The organism is Paenibacillus faecis, from assembly GCF_008084145.1.
GTDB classification, from domain to species: domain Bacteria; phylum Bacillota; class Bacilli; order Paenibacillales; family Paenibacillaceae; genus Fontibacillus; species Fontibacillus faecis.
This window is the reverse complement of record NZ_VSDO01000006.1, coordinates 511,492-528,916: the sequence shown is the minus strand read 5'-3', so window position 1 is coordinate 528,916 and position 17,425 is coordinate 511,492. Positions and strand designations below refer to the sequence as shown.

The window sequence follows — 17,425 nt, the reverse complement described above, 5'->3', positions numbered from 1 at the left end:
AAGGCCATAATCGATAAAATATTACAATAAATTAGTTTGAAACCGTTGACAATTGGGGAAACGAGCATTATATTAACTTCAAAGGTACAAAAAATGTGTAATAAAACAATAATAATGCCTTGTACCTCATTAATCGTTAAAGGGGAGGTCAACATGAAAAAAAGTTTTGGAATGGTGCTTGCCTTCATGCTCTCATTGTCTTTGGTGTTAAGCGCATGCGGCGGCGGCAATTCGGGCAGTAACGCAGGGGCGGGAACCACGAATGAGGGATCTGCCGATCAAGGTAATGGAAGCGCTTCAAACGGAGGTGAGAAAGTCACGTTATCGTTCTGGACGCTATTCTCCGGCGGCGATGGTGACAATATGCAGGCGATGATCGACGCCTTCAACAAGGAGCATCCGGACATTCAAGTCAAGAATACGAAACTGGAATGGGCGGAGTATTACACGAAGCTGATTACCGCCGTCGGCAACGGGAACGGTCCCGACATCGGCATTTCGCATATTTCCCGCTTGCCCGACCTGATTAACCAGGGGGTGGTATCGGAGCTGGACGATGTGGCCGAAGAGGCCGGCGTGGACTGGGCAAGCTTTAACCAGAACATTCTGAATGCTTCGGTTGTGGACGGCGTGCATTACGCGGTGCCGATCGATACGCATCCGTTCATCATGTACTACAACAAGAAACTGCTGAAGGATGCGGGACTGCTCGACGACGAAGGTAAGCCGAAGCTGGAACAGTCGGCCGAAGGGTTTATCACTTTCCTGACTACGCTTAAAGAGAAGCTGCCGCCAAAGGTGACGCCTTTTGCCCTTTCGAACACGAATGACGATCCGTTCCGCTTATGGTGGGCGCTCTATTCCCAACTGGGCGGCAATGACGTGGTCTCGGATGATCTGAATTCGGCGCAGATCGATACGGACAAAGCGGTTCAAGCCGCCCAGTATATCCAGGACTTGTATCATAAATATAAAGTGATTAAATTGAACGACCCCGACTTCTACAAGAACTTCCAAAGCGGCACGGCAGCGATTATGATGACCGGGGTTTGGGCGACAGGAACCTGGGAGTCGACGCAAGGTCTTGAATTCGGTGCGATGCCGATTCCGAAAGTGTTCGATCAAGAAGCCACCTGGGGCGATTCGCACACCGTAATCCTCCCGGTCACGAAGCAGGAAGATCCGGCGAAGCGGAAGGCGGCGATCACCTTCGCCAACTGGCTGGCCGACAACGGTCAAGTATGGGCGAAGGCGGGACATATCCCATCCAAGCCGTCCGTTTTTGAAAAACAGGAATTCAAAGATCTTCCTTATCGCAGCGACTATGTCTCCGTAGCTTCCACCGTCAAATTCAGCAAGCCGTCTACGAAGAACTGGCAAATCCGCGACTTGGCCATGTTTAAATATTTGAACGAGGTATGGGCGAATAAACTAAGCCCGGCGGACGGTATCGCCAAAATGTCGGATGAAGTGCAGAAGGTGTTAAACGAATAGGAGATCAAAGCGATGAAATCGGCGGACTTTGCGGCATGGGCCGTAGAGTCTGCCGGTCCTACGGGGAGGTAAGGCGCTTATGAAAATGAATAAATTGAGAGCAGACGTGCAGGCACTCCTGTTCCTGCTCCCCTTCTTGGTCGTTTATTTCCTGTTTACCATCTGGCCGATGATCAAAGGCGTGGAGATGAGCTTCTATAAATGGACGCTGATCAAGAAGATGAAACACGTTGGATTCGGCAACTACGAGCGGATGTTTCAAGATCACGATTTTTGGGCATCCATTTGGCACTCCACGATTTTCGTAATCATCACAACACCGTTAATGATCGTTTTGGCCATCATTCTGGCGCTCATCGCCAACCGTAATTCCAGGCTGCAAAGGTTTTACCGCAGCGTGTTTTTTATCCCGAGCATTCTTTCCGTGGCGGTCGCCTCCTTTCTGGGATTGTTCTTGTTTCAGCCTTATACGGGGCTTGTCAACTCTTTGCTCCATTTAGTGAAGCTGCTTCCCGAAGGTTCGGAGATCTTTTGGCTGACGGAAACGAATTTGGCCTGGATCGCCATCTCGCTCTTAACGTTATGGTGGACGGTCGGCTTTAACTTTATTTTGTATTTATCGGCGATGCAGGATGTGCCGGACGAGGTCTATGAAGCGGCCCGTTTGGACGGAGCGACCGATGCCCAGCTGTTCTGGAAGATCACGCTGCCGCTGCTGAGCCCGATTACGAAAACGATCACGATGCTGCAAATCATCGCTTCATTTAAAGTGTTCATGCAAATCTATGTTATGACCGGCGGGGGGCCGTTGGATCAGACGCGTCCCGTCATCCAGCTGATCTGGCAAACGGGCTTCCGCAAAAACGATCTGGGGTACGCGGCCGCCATGTCCTATATGCTGTTCGCTATTCTTCTTGTGCTGTCCGGGCTGCAATACTGGGTCAATAACCGGAAGGAGGCGAACTGATCGTGAAATGGTTCTACCGGATTTTTTCCTTGTTCATGGCCGTGTTGTTTGCTTTTCCGCTCGTCTGGATGCTTGTGGTTTCGGTGAAAAAAGAAGGCATGAAAATCACCTCCGTCGTGGATTGGTTTACGCCCCCTTATTCCTTCGCGGTCTATCATGAAATTATCACCGGCACCAAACTGATCCACTGGTCCTGGAACAGTTTTTTTATCGCCGTATGCGTGACTTTGTTGACGCTGGTCATCGCCGCGATGGCGGGGTTTGCGATGTCTAAGGTTCCGTTCCGCTACAGGACGTTTATGTTTTTCTTTATTTTGGCCGGGCTGCTTATTCCGGGGGAAGCGATTCTTATTCCGTTGTATCAGGTCGCCAAAGAGATGGGGATTTTGAATTCATACCTGGGCTTGATCTTCCCGGTTCTGGCATCGCCCTTCGCGATCATCGTGTTGAAGAGCTTTTTCGACGGAATCCCGAACGACCTGCTGGAAAGCGTTCAGATCGACGGCGGGGGCATTTGGCGGATTTTCGTAAACATTATGCTTCCGCTCACCCGTCCCGCGCTGGTTTCGATCGCGATTCTGACATTTATCGGCTCATGGAACAATTTCCTCTGGCCGTTCCTGTCGGTGACCGACGACAACCTGTTCACGCTGCCGATGGGGATCCCTACTTTAATGAATCAGTACACGGAAGATTACGTGAAGCCGATGGTTATTAACACCGTAGCTTCGCTGCCGATCATGCTGTTGTTCCTGATTTTCGAGCGTCAAATTATTAAGGGAGTCAGCCTTTCGGGAATTAAAGGATAAGGAACAGCGCTAGGATACGGAACAACACTGAGATATAACTACTGGATAAAGAAGGAGTAGAAACAATGGCTGATCAATGGGTACGCAATGAATATCCCCGGCCGCAATTTGTGCGCGAGGCTTGGATGAGTCTGAACGGGGAATGGGAATTCGACTTCGACGATAAAGGAATGGGCGAGCGGGAAAAGTGGTACGAAAATCATGATTTCGGCGGTAAAATCATCGTGCCGTTCTGTTACCAAAGCCGGTTAAGCGGGATAGGGGATACCGGGTTCCATGATACCGTCTGGTATCGGAAGGTGTTTTCCCTACCCGATGCTTACAGGAAAGGCAGACTTCTTCTTCATTTCGGCGCCGTCGATTATGAGGCGAAGGTCTGGGTGAACGGAAAACTGGTAGCGCTGCATGAGGGCGGGCATACTCCGTTTCACGCCGACATTACGGATGTTCTTGCCGAGGGCGACAACACCGTCGTTGTGAAAGCGACCGATTACAGTCGGGATGTAACGCTGCCGCGGGGCAAACAGTTCTGGGAAGAACAATCCGCGGGGATTTTCTATACGCGCACGACCGGCATCTGGCAAACCGTATGGCTTGAACCGGTGCCGGAAACGTATATCCGGCGAATTCGCCTGACTCCCGACATCGACGGGAACAACATAGCGCTGGACGTCTTTCTGTCCGGCTATCGTCCGGGCGCGCTGGTAAACGTGAAAGCCACGATTACGTTCAAAGGCGAATTTGTGGCGGAAGATGTATTCTCGCTGAAGCATGAGTCGGCGAGCCGGTATATCCATTTGGAGGATTTCAATGACCATGGGCTGGGGCGCTGGTGGACGCCGGAAAAACCGAATCTATACGATTTGGAATTGTCCTTAAGCGTGGACGGAGTGGTTGCCGATCAGGTGAAAAGCTATTTTGGCATGCGGAAAATATCCATTGAGGACGGGAAGCTGCTCCTGAATAACCGCTCTTATTTCATGAAAATGGTGCTGGACCAAGGTTATTTCCCGGAAGGCCTATTGACCGCCCCGAGTGACGACGATCTGCGCAGGGACGTGGAATTGACGAAGGCCATGGGCTTTAACGGCGCGCGCAAGCATCAAAAAATCGAAGATCCGCGCTATTTGTATTGGGCGGATCGGCTGGGTCTGCTGGTTTGGGGGGAAATGGCGAACGCGTACCAGTTCTCCGAGACCTATGTGGCACGGATGACGCAGGAGTGGATGCAGGCTGTAGAGCGGGATTACAACCATCCGTGCATCGTAGCCTGGGTACCGCTCAATGAGAGCTGGGGCGTGCCCAATATTCTGGTCGACAAGCAACAGCAGCAGCACGCATTGTCAATCTATCATTTGACGAAATCCCTTGATCCGACGCGCCCCGTTATCTCGAATGACGGCTGGGAGCTGGTCCATACGGATTTGGTGACCATCCATGATTACGAATGGCGCCGCGAGGTGCTGACGGAGCGATATGCAGCCAAGGAAGCGACGTTGAGTGCGCAGCCGGGGAACCGTTGGATTCTGGTCCCCGGGTTCCCTTATGCGGGACAGCCGATTCTTGTCACGGAGTTTGGCGGGATTTCCTTCAAGAAAAATGAGTGGGAAGGATGGGGATATTCCGGAGCGGAGAATGAAGAGGACTTCACGGAGCGGTTGAGAAATGTCGTGGAGCCGATGCGGCGATCCCCGATCATCCAAGGATTCTGTTACACGCAATTCAGCGATGTCGAGCAGGAGATCAACGGCTTGCTGACGTATGACCGGAAGCCGAAGCTTCCGCTGGAGACGATCCGCGAGATCGTCGAGGGAACCCGAAAATAATGGGAAAACGGCAGATGACGCGATCCGACGATTCTGCCGTTTTTTCTTGAAAAAATAAGGTTTATCGGATTTACCGGATGATTTCCGAAAGGGGAGAGGGGTCGTGCGTTTTGGAAAATGGCTGGCGATCGCTATGCTGCTGTTGTCGGCGGGGGCTTGCTCGTCCGCGGAGCCGAAGCCGGAGTCGGTCCGGACATGGAGCAATCCCGTGACCTTACCGGATGAATGGGAAGAGTACGGATTGGGGGATCCCTTTATTTTTGCGTTCAACGGGTATTATTACTTGTACGTAAGCACGTGGGATACGGACGCGGGCATCAAAGTGTGGAGTTCGCCGGATTTGGTGGACTGGACTTACCGCGGGCTATGCACGGAGGACCCGGTTACAACCGCCGCGTATGCGCCCGAAGTCCGGTACTGGAACGGCAGATTTTATATGTACACCTCTCCCGCAGGAAACGGCCACTATGTGCTGGAGAGCGAGTCGCCTGTCGGGCCTTTCCGTGTGGCGACGGACAATTTCGGAAGGACGATCGATGCTTCGACTTTTGTGGACGATGACGGGACCTGGTACTTCTATTACGCCGGAACCGGCGGTATCGAAGCCGCCCGGATGAATTCCCCGCTGTCCGTAACGGCTCCCGGCTCGCCCACCGGAGCTTACATGGACGGCTGGACCGAAGGGCCGACGGTATTTAAAAGGAACGAACGGTACTATATGACCTATACCGGAAATCACGTTTTCAGCAACGGTTACCGGATCGATGCGGCGGTCAGCGAATCGCCTCTGGGTCCATTCGAGCCGTTCGAAGGGAACCCCGTGCTGATTCGAACGGAAGGAGAGACGGTCGGTTTGGGCCATAACTCGCTCGTTACCGGCCCGGATCTCGATTCCATGTACATGATCTACCACAACCTGGAGGGGCCGGGCATAGTCGGGCCACTGCGCCATATGAACATGGACCGGCTCTTCTGGAATGGGGAGACCTTCACGGTAGCCGGACCGACAGACACGCCGCAACCGGCGCCAGCCTTGCCCGTGTTTGCGGACCGCTTTGAGCGGGATAGCCTCGGAAAGTCGTGGATTACATCCGGGACAGGCGAATGGTCGGTCGATCCCGGAAAAGGCGCCGGCGTCCGCGCACCGGATTCGCCGGACATAGCCCTGCTGCGGACGAAGTCCAAGACGGAGCCAGGGTATACGGCCGAGTTTTACGTCCGCTCGGAGAGCGAAGCGCAGGCGGAATCCCGGGTCGGAGCCGTCTTCTCGTATCGGGATGAACAAAACTACGGAACGGTATGGTTGATTCCCGAGTCGGGACGTATGGAGCTTACTGAACGTTCGGACGGGAGGGAGCGTCTGCTCGGCTCGGCGGCTTTGCCCGCCGACTTCGATTACAGTCAGTGGCATAAAATCCGGATCGAGCATACCGCCGCCGGGAGCACTGGGAATGCCAGGGGTGTCGGGAATGCGGGGAATGACGGGAGAGCCGGGAAAGCTGGGGAAGCCGAGAAAGCCGGGGATGCAGGGAGTGCAGGGAGTGCAGGGAGTGCCGAAATCCGGGTGTACATTGACGAGATGCGGAAGTTCGCCGGTCCGGCTTCCACAGGCGGGGGTGCCATTGGGTACGCTGCTGCGGGTCTGGATGGGCGGTTCGGTTATATCGCATACAGCAATGATGTCAACGGAAGCAGTGACGGGCGTGTTTATCGGCCGCTCCCGGGGCAGGTACAGGCTGTCCACTATGAGAACGGCAAGGAGGGGAAAGCCTACCATGCCGTGAGCAAAGCGACGGCCGACGGGAAGCTCCCTTACCGTCCCGGAGCATTGAGCCTGAAGAGCAGGGAGGACGGCGGCTATGTATTATCCGTGCAAGAGGGGATTTGGTGAACCCCGGCGAATCCGGGCGATATTCGATTCACTTCCGCATCCGGCCTCTGTCGGAGAACGCAAGCTTTAGATTACGCGATCAGAAAAAACGGAAAGTCGCGGAGTTCTCCGCAGTTCAAGAGTCTGCCGGAGAATGGCAGACGGCCTCCGCACAAGGCATAGAATTGCCGGTCGGCCCGCAGCGCTGGAAACTGGAGGTAATGTCAGGGATTTTGGAAGTTGACCGGTTTTGGGTGGAGCGATACCAGCCTGTAGAGAAATGGGAGGATGACTTTGATGACGGTAACGATTTCGGATGGACCCGGTTTGAAGGGATGTGGTCCGTGAAGGACGGAGAATTGCGGGCTTCTTCGGTGTCACCGGCCAAATCGTTGACCGGCGAGCACGATTGGTCCGACTATAGGGTGGAGGCCGATCTGCAGCGGATGGACAACACGGGCCGCGCCGGGATACTCGTTCGTGCCTCGGAGCCCGCCAACGGCTTGGAACAGCATCAAAACCGGAATGACTTTGTCCGCGGTTACTACATTTATGCCGATTCTGAAGGATTGCACCTCGACAAGATCAATTACGGAACAACGCGCTTGAAAAGCGTCCCGTTCCCGGCAGAGGCCGATTCCGTTTCCGCGGACGGCAAGCTTCAACTTAAGGTGTCCGTGCGAGGCGCGACCATTGAGGTATACACGGGGAGTTCAAGTGATCCCGTTCTTTCTTATACCGATCGCAGCGCTAACCCGCTTCTTCGGGGAAGGATCGGAGTGCAAAGTGCGGATGTTGCGGTCCGTTTTGACCGGGTGAAGGTTCAGCCGATACAGTAATAGGAGGGCGGGGCGTCATTTTATTTTTGATTAACCCCTGAGCAAATTGTTTTACGAATAATAATATGTTAAAATATAGATAATCTTAAACGAACGGAGGGTTCCCTGTGATTAATATCAAATTCCGTTTTACCACTTTGCGCGGCTAATTGAATAGTGCCAAAGGCTCTGCCCCTGTGCAGGGCAAACGGAATGGGTATGCTAGGATAAAGGGAACCTACTTTTGAATAGAATATGCCGGCTTTACGTGCGCCAATTTTCGGGAGACGTTTATTTCCCCGTATAGGTGCGTGCGTTCTCGTTTGAACATGACACAGGGGATGCCTGTGTCTTTTTTTGTTTAAGTTTTAGATAAGGGAGGAATTTACATGACGGAACCGTTGCAGCAAAAAGCAATCCTCGTCGGGGTTAATTTGAACCAGCAGGAGGATTTTGAGTATTCCATGGAGGAATTGGCCAATTTGGCGGAGGCGTGCGACATTGAAGTCGTGGCCGTGGTGACGCAAAATTTGCCGAAAGTCAACACTTCTCACTATATCGGCACCGGCAAACTGCAGGAGGTGACGGCCTTGCTGGAGGCGAACGACGGCAACCTCGTCATCTTCAACGACGAGCTGTCCCCGTCGCAAATCCGCAATCTGGAGGCCGACCTGCAATGCAAAGTGATCGACCGGACCGTGCTGATTCTCGACATTTTTGACCAGCGGGCCAAGACGAGGGAAGCGCAGCTTCAGGTGGAAATCGCCCAACTGAAATACATGCTTCCCCGTTTGATCGGTCTCCGTGAATCGCTCGGCCGCCAAAGCGGCGGGGTCGGCACAAAGAACCGCGGCGCCGGGGAAACCCGGCTGGAGCTGGACCGCCGCCGGATTGAAGAGAAGATCAACGCGCTGAGCAAGGAGCTCGACACCCTGGTGGCCCACCGCCAGACCCAGCGGAAACAGCGGAAGAAGAACGACGTTCCCGTTGTCTCGCTCGTCGGCTATACCAACGCCGGCAAATCGACGATCATGAACGCGATGATGGAACTTTTTCATCCCGAACAAGAGAAGCAGGTCTTCGAGAAAGATATGCTGTTCGCCACCCTGGAAACCTCGGTGCGCAGCATCCCTCTGGAAGACAACAAAACCTTCCTGCTCACGGACACGGTCGGCTTTGTCAGCAAACTTCCGCATCACCTGATCAAGGCGTTCCGCTCCACTTTAGAGGAAGTCGCGGAAGCCGATCTGCTCATCCACGTGGTAGATTACTCCAACCCGGAGTACGAGCGTTTGATCGAGATCACCAACCAAACGTTGAAAGAGATCGGCATTACGGATATCCCGGTCATTTACGCCTACAACAAATCCGATTTGGCGGAGCGCCCGATTCCCGAAATTCAGGGAGACAAAGTGTTTATGGCGGCCAAACCGCGCATCGGGCTGCAGGAGCTCGTCCAAATGATCCGGGAGCGGGTGTTCAAGGATTATATCCGCTGCGAAATGCTGATCCCTTACGATCAAGGTGCGGTCGTGTCCTATTTTAATGAGCGCGCCAACATTTTCGCGACCAGCTATGAAGAGGACGGCACCCGGCTTTCGATGGAATGCAGGCTGAGCGACTACGGCAAGTATAAGCAGTACGCTGTAGAGAGTGCCGGGGAGCAAGAGTAGGGAATAGGGGAAAGGTGAAATAGGTGAAAAAGGCGAAAAAACCTGCGATTATGCAGGTTTTTTTGCTTATGTTTAATTGTGGGCTGCCAATAAGGCTAATAACGGCCTTTTGAGCCGCTATTTTGTCGAATTTGCGGCAATGGCAAGAAATAGCGGCCTTTTGGGCACTTATTTTTGGAAAAACGGGCCCGAAACCTAATTTTGGGACCCGCATCAGTGAAATAAGGCCTTTTTTGGCCGCTATTTTCCCCAAAAACGCGAATCGGGGCGAAATAACGGCCCAAAACGCCGCTATTATAACAGGCGGCAAAAAAGATTGCGGATAGGCAGCACCATGTCAGGTTAAATGCAACGCCAGTGTCTTTTGGACCGCTATTTACCCCGCGAAGCCGATTCGGGCCGAAATAGCTCCCCAAAAGGCCGTTAACCCGAGCGGCTAAGGAAATCATAGGGCCGCCAGTCCTGGTGCCAAAGGCCGCCGCCTGCGCCTGGCCGCTACCCGCGCGTGGCGCTGCCTGCGCGACGGCTGCCCGCCCGCGCCTGCCCGCTGCCCGCGCGTAGCCGCTCGCCCGCGCCTGCCCGCTGCCCGCGCGTAGCCGCTCGCCCGCGCACAGCCGCCCGCGCTCCTAGCGCGCGGCCGCGTCTGCTGCGGCGGCGGGCAGCCGCACCTCAAAGGCGGCGCCGCCCCCCGGCGCGCTGTGCGCCGAGATGCGGCCGCCGTGGGCCGCGACGATCGCCTGCGAGATCGCCAGGCCCAGGCCGGCGCCTCCCTGCTTGCGCGTGCGCGAGGCGTCGCTGCGGTAGAAGCGCTCGAACACGTGCGGCAGATGCTCGGCCGGAATACCCGGGCCGTTGTCCTGTACGCACAGCAGCGCTTCGTGCTCCGTCACCCTGGACAAGGTGACGGTGATGCGGCCCTTGGCCGGGTCGGTGTGCTGGACGGCGTTGTGGAACAAATTCAGCACGACCTGCTTGATTTTGTCGCTGTCCGCCGTCACCGTCATCTCCGGTGCCAAGCGGAACACCACGGACCGGCCATCCGCCAGCATGCGCAGATGGGGCTCCATTTCCGCCACCAGCGCGTCGAGCCTGATCTCGCTCCGGCTCAAGACCGGGGCCCGGTCCAGCTTGGCGAGCGTAAGCAGGTCCTCGACCAGCTTCTTCATCCGCCGGGCTTCGCCCAGCATGCTGCTTAGCGCCGCGTTCAGCTGCTCCGGCTTGTCGGCGGCCCCGCGAAGCAGCACCTCGAGAAAGCCGTGGATCGAGGTCAGCGGCGTCCGCAGCTCGTGCGAAGCGTCGGCGATGAAGCGGCGCATCTGTTCCTTCGCCTCGCGCTCCGTCGCGAAGGAGGTTTGCAGCCGCTCGAGCATGCCGTTGAAGGAAACGGCGAGGCGGTCGATTTCGCTTTGGCCGAGGGAAGCCGGGAAGCGCCGGTCAAGGTTGCCGGCGTCAAGCTCCCGCACGGTGCCGATCATTTGATGGAGCGGCTTCAGCGTTTTGCGCAGCACCGACAAATACAGCATCAGGCCGCCCCCCAGGGCGATCAGGGACAAGACCATGAAGATGGTCAACTGGCGGAGCGCAATAGCCTTCAAATGGGCGGTGGCGATACCCATTTGGATCAAGGTGCCGCGTCTTTGGGGCCCATCCGCCGGCCGAAACACCACCAGTTGCTCCATCCCGTTCGGATCCCGAACCACTTTATACGCGTCTTTACGCAGATTGCGGGGTTGGTTGCGAACGGCGGCATACTCCGCTTCCGAAAGGCGGGGGGCGGGAAGGCCGGACCCGTCGGACCGGCTGATCACTTCGGACGAGCTGCTGATCAGCGCCAGGGAAGTATCCGGCAGAAACAGCACCGGCCTCCGTTCGCCCTCCTTCGGGGAGGCGGGGACGCCGCCGATCCGTTCCGCCCAGGCAGGCAGTTCCCCGCCGAACAAAAAGAAGTCGGGGATCCCGCGGATTTGCGACATTAAGGTTTCCGCCTGATTGCGGTACAGAAAATTTTTGACCACCACGTACTGAACGCTGCCGATGAGCGCCAGCAGCAGAGCCAGAACAAGCAAAGACCTGGACAGGAGCTGGGAGCGGAGAGAACGGGGGGATAACGTCCCGCGGCCAACCGGGAAGAACCGATTCCGCCTCATGGCAGATCGACGCGGTACCCCGCGCCCCGCAGCGTCCGGATGAGACGGTGCTCTTTGTCGTTCAGCTTTTCGCGCAGAAACCGGATGTACACCTCGACGATATTTTCGTCGCCGCCGAAGTCGTATCCCCAGACTTGATCGAGAATCGTGCTTTTGCTGAGAACAATCCCGTGATTGATGACCAGATATTTCAGCAGCTCATATTCCGTGGGAGACAGTTCCAGAACTTCGTCCCGATACCGGATCTCTTTCCTGCGGTCATCGAGCCGGAACGGGCCGAAAGAGACCTCGCCGTATAAGGCGGGGAACTGGTTCCGCAAGCGGGCGCCGATCCGGGCGAGCAGTTCCTCGAAGCTGAAGGGCTTGACCACATAATCGTCCGCCCCCGTCGTCAAGCCCTTCACCCGGTCTTCGACTTCATCTTTGGCGGTCAGCATAATAATCGCCACATTGCTCAGGTTCTTTTTCAGCAGCCGGCACACTTCCCAACCGTCCATACCAGGCATCATGACGTCCAGGATGACGACATGCGGCTGAAATTCCAACGCCAGGTTGACGGCGGTCATGCCGTCCGGCGCCGTACGGGTGTCGAACCCTTCGTTGAGCAGGCCGAACTCCAGAAACTGGGTGATATGAGGCTCGTCGTCCACCAGCATCACTCTGACCCCTTTTAGATTTTTCATGATGCGAAGACCTCCAATTATGTCTTAATGGTTCTATTATCGGAAACTTACCTGAGAATTTGCTGAATTTTCCCTGAGAGGGACCTTAATACGAAGCTGAAAATTGCCGGTCCGGCCCCGGTCCGCCCTTGATTGTGGTTCCGGTTCGGGATATACTTTTCTAAGCGAATAACGAAAAGGAGAGTAAACGAATGGACAAAGTATTGATTTTCGGACACAAAAATCCGGACACAGATACCATCTGCTCCGCGATCGCTTATGCCGATTTGAAAACCAAGCTGGGCTGGAACGTGGAACCCGTCGCCTTGGGCGAAGTTAACGGGGAAACGAAGTTTGCCCTCGACCGTTTCGGATTTCAGGCTCCACGCGTGATCGAAAGCGCGGCGGGGGAAGTGAAGGACGTTATTTTGGTCGACCATAACGAACGTCAGCAAAGCGTCTCCGACATCGATCAGGTTCGTGTCGCCGAGGTCATCGACCATCACCGGATCGCGAATTTTGAAACGAGCGGCCCGCTTTACTATCGTGCCGAGCCTGTAGGGTGTACCGCTACGATCCTTAACAAGATGTACAAAGAGAACGGCATCGCGGTACCCGCCAACATCGCCGGGTTGATGCTGTCCGCAATCATTTCGGATTCCCTTCTGTTTAAATCTCCGACCTGTACGGAGCAGGATGTGGCCGCGGCCCGCGAGCTTGCGGACATCGCCGGCGTGAACCCGGAAGAATACGGGCTGGACATGCTTAAGGCGGGGGCCGACCTTAGCGATAAATCGATCGAGCAGTTGATCTCCCTGGACGCCAAGGAGTTCTCCATGGGCAGCGCGAAGGTGGAAATCGCTCAGGTGAACGCGGTCGACGTTAATGATGTGCTCGTACGCCAGGCTGAACTGGAAGCCGCGCTGAACGGCATTGTGGACCGCAAAGGACTGGACTTGTTCCTGTTCGTGGTGACCGACATTCTGAACAACGATTCCATCGGGCTCGCGTTGGGCAAAGCCGCCGACGCGGTGGAAGCGGCTTACGGCGTGAAGCTGGAGAACAACAAGGCGCTGCTGAAAGGCGTAGTCTCCCGCAAATCGCAAATCGTTCCGGTATTGACCGACATCTTTAACAGCCGGTAAAACCGAACCGTCATCAACTTTACATCAAAGCAAAAGGGTCCCGAAACCGCCATTCAACGCGGCTGGGACCCTTTTTTATGTTATGGTTAAAGCTAGGTTGTTCCGGTTCCGGGTTCTTTCATGTTCACGTCGGGTACCGGAATCGGCGCCGGTTTGACCTTGAAGATCGGGATGAGAATCAGCGCGCCGATCAGCATGGCGATGCCGGAAAACGTGTAGATGCCGACCAGCGGGAACACTTTCTTGAGCAATCCGGACACCGACATCATAATGACCATCATCCCCATAAACATCGGGCTCAGCACGCCGTTGACCCTGCCGACGTAAGATTGCTCGGTGGACTGAAGGATCATGGTGTTGATCCCGATCTGGATGCAAGGGAAGGTAAGCCCGTTAATAAACTGCAGGACCAGCGTCAGCGGAACGCTTGTCGAGAATCCCATGCCGGCGATACAAACCGCGCTGACGGCCATCCCGAAGGCAAGCAGCATTTGCGGCGGGATTTTTTTGGACAGCGTCATGATGATACCGCCTCCGATCAGCATCGCCACGCCGTTAACCATCAGAAGGAACTGCAGGAATTCCTTGGTTTTCCCTAAGTTCTCGATTACAACATACAGGCCAAGCGTCTGGATGGTCCCAACGGCAAAACCGGCGATGGCGAAGGTGGCGCCAAGAACTTTCAGAATCGGACTGCGCCATACATAGCGGAAGCCGTCCGCCAGCTCGCGGGTCAGCTTCGTGGTCCGTTCGGCTTTTTCCTCCGTGTGCTCATCGGCCGGAAGCCGGAACAGAACGAGAGCGGAAATCAAGAAGGCGACCCCCATCACTCCGATCGAAATATAAATGCCGAATTGATGGTACGAGAAAATCCCGAGCGTCGGCCCCAGCACCATAAAGATCGCGACCAGGGATTGAAACAAGGCCATGCCTTGCTGCAGCTTATCCGGATGAACATGCTGCTTGAACAGCTTCATAACGGACGGCTGTGAAAATTGGGAGAGGATCGCCGAAATAAATGTGGCGAAATAGACGGCTTCCCAAGAGCCGTACATCAGCGTGAACAGCACCGCGAACACGGAAGCGGCGGACAAAAAGTCGCACCAGATCATCGTTCGCTTGGGTTTCCAACGGTCGGCGAAAGCTCCGCCGATGAAGGAGAACACGAAGATCGGAGCGAATTCGACCACGGAGATGAGCGAAACCGCCACCGGGTCGTTGTTCGTCATATCGGTAACGAACATAAGGATCGCGAAGTTGCGAACCCAAATCCCGATTTGCAGAAAGATGTTGGAAATCAGGATCGTCTGGTAAAACCGGTTCCGAAACAAACTGGTGTTCGGAGGTAAAGCGGATTGCGTTGTCATAGGACCACCTCAATATAATTTCTCTCCACAGCGAGTATTTTCCACCCTATACAATAAGGGATCGGCTTAGCAATGAAAAGGGAAATTTTGAATATACTTAATTTTTCTTTTGGGCCGGACAGTCGTTTAGTTGCTTTGTAAATTGACATTTAAATTAATGTCTGATATTTAAGAAGAAAACAAGTCATAGTCAAACCAATAGATCAAAAGATCCTTCCGGTTACTTGCCGATATGAACGATCCTGGAACGGAGGCTTGGTAATGAACGGGCACGAAGGACAGCAGTCTCTTGGGATAGACGAAACGAGAGAACTTTGGAGTCGCCAAGAGGTGGAAGCGGAGGAATGGAGCCGTTATATTCTTACCAATATGAATGATCTTGTGTATTGCTGTGATTTGAATGGGATCGGATTGTTTTGCTCCCCATCCGTCACGGAATGGCTCGGTTATCGTCCCGAAGAAGTGGTTGGCGTAAAGTACACGGCCTGGTGTCAACCGGATCCGGAGGAGCTCGGGAAGCTGAGCCGTCAATTGCTAAGACATCGGCGGGCGACCGTGGAATGGAGGCTCCGAAGCAAAGCGGGCGAGGAAGTATGGTTTGAATTTGCGGTTCGTTTGAACAAGGATGCTCCGAAAGGCCCTATGCTTTTGGCGGTCGGCAGGGAGACGACCAAGCGGAGGCAGGAGGCCTCCATTCTGGCCGAGACGATGCGGATGACCCGGGTCGGCAGTTGGGAATGGAATGTGCGAGAAGGAGACATCGAGCTGTTCGATCAGCTCTATGCGATATTTGGACTTGAGAAGCAGACGGACCCGCCTTCCGGTGCGGACATCCTGTCCAAAGTGCATCCGGTAGATCGGAAACGTATGGTGGAAGCCGTAAATGCCGCTTTGCGCTCGGGGCAATTTGATTTTGAATGCCGGTTCGAAATCAGGAGGGAGGAGTACCTGTACCTTCATTTGCGCGGAATCGTTACCTATGACGAAGAAATGAATCCGGTCAAAATGAGCGGCACGGTACAGGATATCACGGACCGAAAGCGGGTGGAACGCGAACTGCAGGAGACGGTCGAACGTTATAACTCGCTCAAAAAATACAATCATGACGCCGTATTTTCCCTGGATTTGGACGGACGGATTATCAATGCCAATGCGGTAGCTGAGAGGTTGACCGGGTATAAAATTTCCGATATGGCGGGAAAGCCCTTTTCCGAGTTTATCGGAGAACAGCCCTTGTCCCAGATCCTGTCCGAATCGATGCAAGACGCCTCCGTCGCCAAAGGCATCGACAAGATCCATACCAAGTACGGCCATACGTCCGAGGTGCTGACTACGGTGGCGCCGATCATGATCAACAAGAAGAATGTAGGCTTCTACATTATTGCCAAAGACATCACCGAGCAGAAGCAGCTATTGATCGCCAAAGAAGCGGCGGAGAGCACCAACCGGGCGAAGAGCGAATTTCTGGCGATGATGAGTCATGAGATCCGCACGCCCATGAACGGAGTCATCGGGATGACGGATTTGATGCTGGAGACGACCGAATTGACGGAAACCCAAACAGAGTATCTGGAGATTATCCGCAAGAGCGGAGATACGCTGCTGGCCATCATTAACGACATTCTGGATTTCGCAAAAATCGAATCGGGCAAGTCCGAGCTGCATGAGGAGATGTTCGACCTGCGGAAACTGATTTCCGAAACGCTGGACATCGTTATGGTCCGTGCCATGGAAAAAGGGTTGTCCATGGACTTCAACGTTTCCCCGGACGTTCCCGACCGGTTGTTCGGCGATGCGGACCGCCTCAGGCAAGTCCTGCTCAATCTGATCGGAAACGCCGTAAAGTTCACCTATACCGGCGGCGTTACGGTAACCGTCCGGCGTATGGAGCAAGGGCCGGACGTGAAGCTTTGCTTCACCGTTCAAGATACGGGAATCGGGATTCCGAAAGAAAAAATCCCGCTATTGTTCCAGCCCTTTTCCCAGTTGGATCATTTCATGACGCGCCGGTTCGAAGGAACGGGGCTGGGTCTGGCAATTACCAAAAAACTGGTGGATCTTATGGGCGGGGATATTTGGGTCGAACCTCACGATGGACCCGGAGCGACCTTTGTTTTTTGCTTAGCCCTCAAGCAAACCGAAGATCAAGCCGGAGGGGTCACGGGGACCTTGGAGGAAGTACCCTCCGGCAAGAAGCTGAATATTCTTATTGCCGAGGATAATGAAATCAACCGCATTGTCTTGAAGAAAATGCTGGAGCGGCTGGGGCATGCCACCCGAGAGGCCGCAAACGGCCTGGAAGTGCTTCAGGCGGTAGCTTATGAATCTTTCGATATGATTTTTATGGACGTACATATGCCGGAAATGAACGGGCTGGAGGCGACCCGGGTCATCAAGAGCAAGCTTCTTCCGGAGAAGTGCCCCGTCATTGTGGCGGTGACGGCGAATGCGCTCGCCGGGGATCGCGAGAATTGCCTTAGCGCCGGAATGGACGATTATATGAGCAAGCCGATTAAACCCGCGGTCGTGGCGAAAATCATCCGCAAATTTTTTTAAATTTGAAAGAATAGAAGAGCATTCCGCCGCCAACGGCTGAATGGTTTGGATAAAAGCGCTTTATCGGGCCGGTGACCTTTTTGAGAGGGAG

The 17,425-nt window shown here is 54.6% G+C and carries 12 protein-coding genes; 9 read left to right on the top strand and 3 right to left on the bottom strand.

Going from position 1 to position 17,425, the window contains the following annotated elements; all coding sequences use genetic code 11:
* Positions 1-153: 153 nt before the first annotated feature.
* The 7 genes from FRY98_RS27575 to hflX all read left to right on the top strand — a co-directional run bounded on the left by FRY98_RS27575 (position 154) and on the right by hflX (position 9,457).
* Positions 154-1,494 (top strand): ABC transporter substrate-binding protein, encoded by a 1,341-nt coding sequence (locus FRY98_RS27575; RefSeq protein WP_148457906.1) that lies wholly within the window; start codon positions 154-156, stop codon positions 1,492-1,494.
* Positions 1,495-1,573: 79 nt separating this feature from the next.
* A complete protein-coding gene (locus FRY98_RS27570; protein WP_148457905.1) occupies positions 1,574-2,461 on the top strand; it encodes a carbohydrate ABC transporter permease in 888 nt (295 codons plus the stop codon).
* A gap of 2 nt (positions 2,462-2,463) precedes the next feature.
* A complete protein-coding gene (locus FRY98_RS27565) occupies positions 2,464-3,270 on the top strand; it encodes a carbohydrate ABC transporter permease (protein WP_148457904.1) in 807 nt (268 codons plus the stop codon).
* A 65-nt stretch (positions 3,271-3,335) separates the two neighbouring features.
* The gene (locus tag FRY98_RS27560; RefSeq protein ID WP_148457903.1) at positions 3,336-5,096 is read left to right on the top strand and encodes a glycoside hydrolase family 2 protein; all 1,761 of its coding nucleotides are present in this window, start codon (positions 3,336-3,338) and stop codon (positions 5,094-5,096) included.
* Between the two features lie 103 nt (positions 5,097-5,199).
* Positions 5,200-6,987, top strand: coding sequence for a glycoside hydrolase family 43 protein (locus FRY98_RS27555; protein WP_148457902.1), 1,788 nt, complete (start codon positions 5,200-5,202; stop codon positions 6,985-6,987).
* Positions 6,984-7,805, top strand: coding sequence for a 3-keto-alpha-glucoside-1,2-lyase-like domain-containing protein (locus FRY98_RS27550; RefSeq protein ID WP_148457901.1), 822 nt, complete (start codon positions 6,984-6,986; stop codon positions 7,803-7,805). The genes FRY98_RS27555 and FRY98_RS27550 overlap by 4 nt, the downstream gene beginning before the upstream one ends.
* Before the next feature lie 368 nt (positions 7,806-8,173).
* Entirely contained in the window at positions 8,174-9,457 is a 1,284-nt protein-coding gene (gene hflX / locus FRY98_RS27545) for a GTPase HflX (protein ID WP_148457900.1), read from the top strand.
* A gap of 626 nt (positions 9,458-10,083) precedes the next feature.
* Here hflX and FRY98_RS27540 read toward each other — a convergent pair.
* The gene (locus FRY98_RS27540) at positions 10,084-11,604 is read right to left on the bottom strand and encodes a sensor histidine kinase (RefSeq protein WP_148457899.1); all 1,521 of its coding nucleotides are present in this window, start codon (positions 11,602-11,604) and stop codon (positions 10,084-10,086) included.
* Positions 11,601-12,287: a response regulator transcription factor gene (locus FRY98_RS27535; protein ID WP_148457898.1), complete on the bottom strand. Its 687-nt coding sequence runs from the start codon at positions 12,285-12,287 to the stop codon at positions 11,601-11,603. The genes FRY98_RS27540 and FRY98_RS27535 overlap by 4 nt, the downstream gene beginning before the upstream one ends.
* Before the next feature lie 191 nt (positions 12,288-12,478).
* On the opposite strand from FRY98_RS27535, the gene FRY98_RS27530 reads away from it, so the two are divergent.
* Positions 12,479-13,411 (top strand): manganese-dependent inorganic pyrophosphatase, encoded by a 933-nt coding sequence (locus FRY98_RS27530; protein ID WP_148457897.1) that lies wholly within the window; start codon positions 12,479-12,481, stop codon positions 13,409-13,411.
* Positions 13,412-13,503: 92 nt separating this feature from the next.
* Here the strand turns inward: FRY98_RS27530 and FRY98_RS27525 are convergent, their stop codons facing one another.
* A complete protein-coding gene (locus FRY98_RS27525; protein WP_148457896.1) occupies positions 13,504-14,778 on the bottom strand; it encodes an MFS transporter in 1,275 nt (424 codons plus the stop codon).
* A gap of 261 nt (positions 14,779-15,039) precedes the next feature.
* Here FRY98_RS27525 and FRY98_RS27520 point away from each other — a divergent pair, with 261 nt between their 5' ends.
* The gene (locus tag FRY98_RS27520; RefSeq protein ID WP_148457895.1) at positions 15,040-17,334 is read left to right on the top strand and encodes a PAS domain S-box protein; all 2,295 of its coding nucleotides are present in this window, start codon (positions 15,040-15,042) and stop codon (positions 17,332-17,334) included.
* Positions 17,335-17,425 lie beyond the last annotated feature (91 nt).

Coding starts and splice junctions, on each gene's coding strand:
- FRY98_RS27575 (WP_148457906.1), top strand. CDS start 154: ATGAAAAAAAGTTTTGGAATGGTGCTTGCCTTCATGCTCTCATTGTCT.
- FRY98_RS27570 (WP_148457905.1), top strand. CDS start 1,574: ATGAAAATGAATAAATTGAGAGCAGACGTGCAGGCACTCCTGTTCCTG.
- FRY98_RS27560 (WP_148457903.1), top strand. CDS start 3,336: ATGGCTGATCAATGGGTACGCAATGAATATCCCCGGCCGCAATTTGTG.
- hflX (WP_148457900.1), top strand. CDS start 8,174: ATGACGGAACCGTTGCAGCAAAAAGCAATCCTCGTCGGGGTTAATTTG.
- FRY98_RS27540 (WP_148457899.1), bottom strand. CDS start 11,604: ATGAGGCGGAATCGGTTCTTCCCGGTTGGCCGCGGGACGTTATCCCCC.
- FRY98_RS27535 (WP_148457898.1), bottom strand. CDS start 12,287: ATGAAAAATCTAAAAGGGGTCAGAGTGATGCTGGTGGACGACGAGCCT.
- FRY98_RS27530 (WP_148457897.1), top strand. CDS start 12,479: ATGGACAAAGTATTGATTTTCGGACACAAAAATCCGGACACAGATACC.
- FRY98_RS27525 (WP_148457896.1), bottom strand. CDS start 14,778: ATGACAACGCAATCCGCTTTACCTCCGAACACCAGTTTGTTTCGGAAC.
- FRY98_RS27520 (WP_148457895.1), top strand. CDS start 15,040: ATGAACGGGCACGAAGGACAGCAGTCTCTTGGGATAGACGAAACGAGA.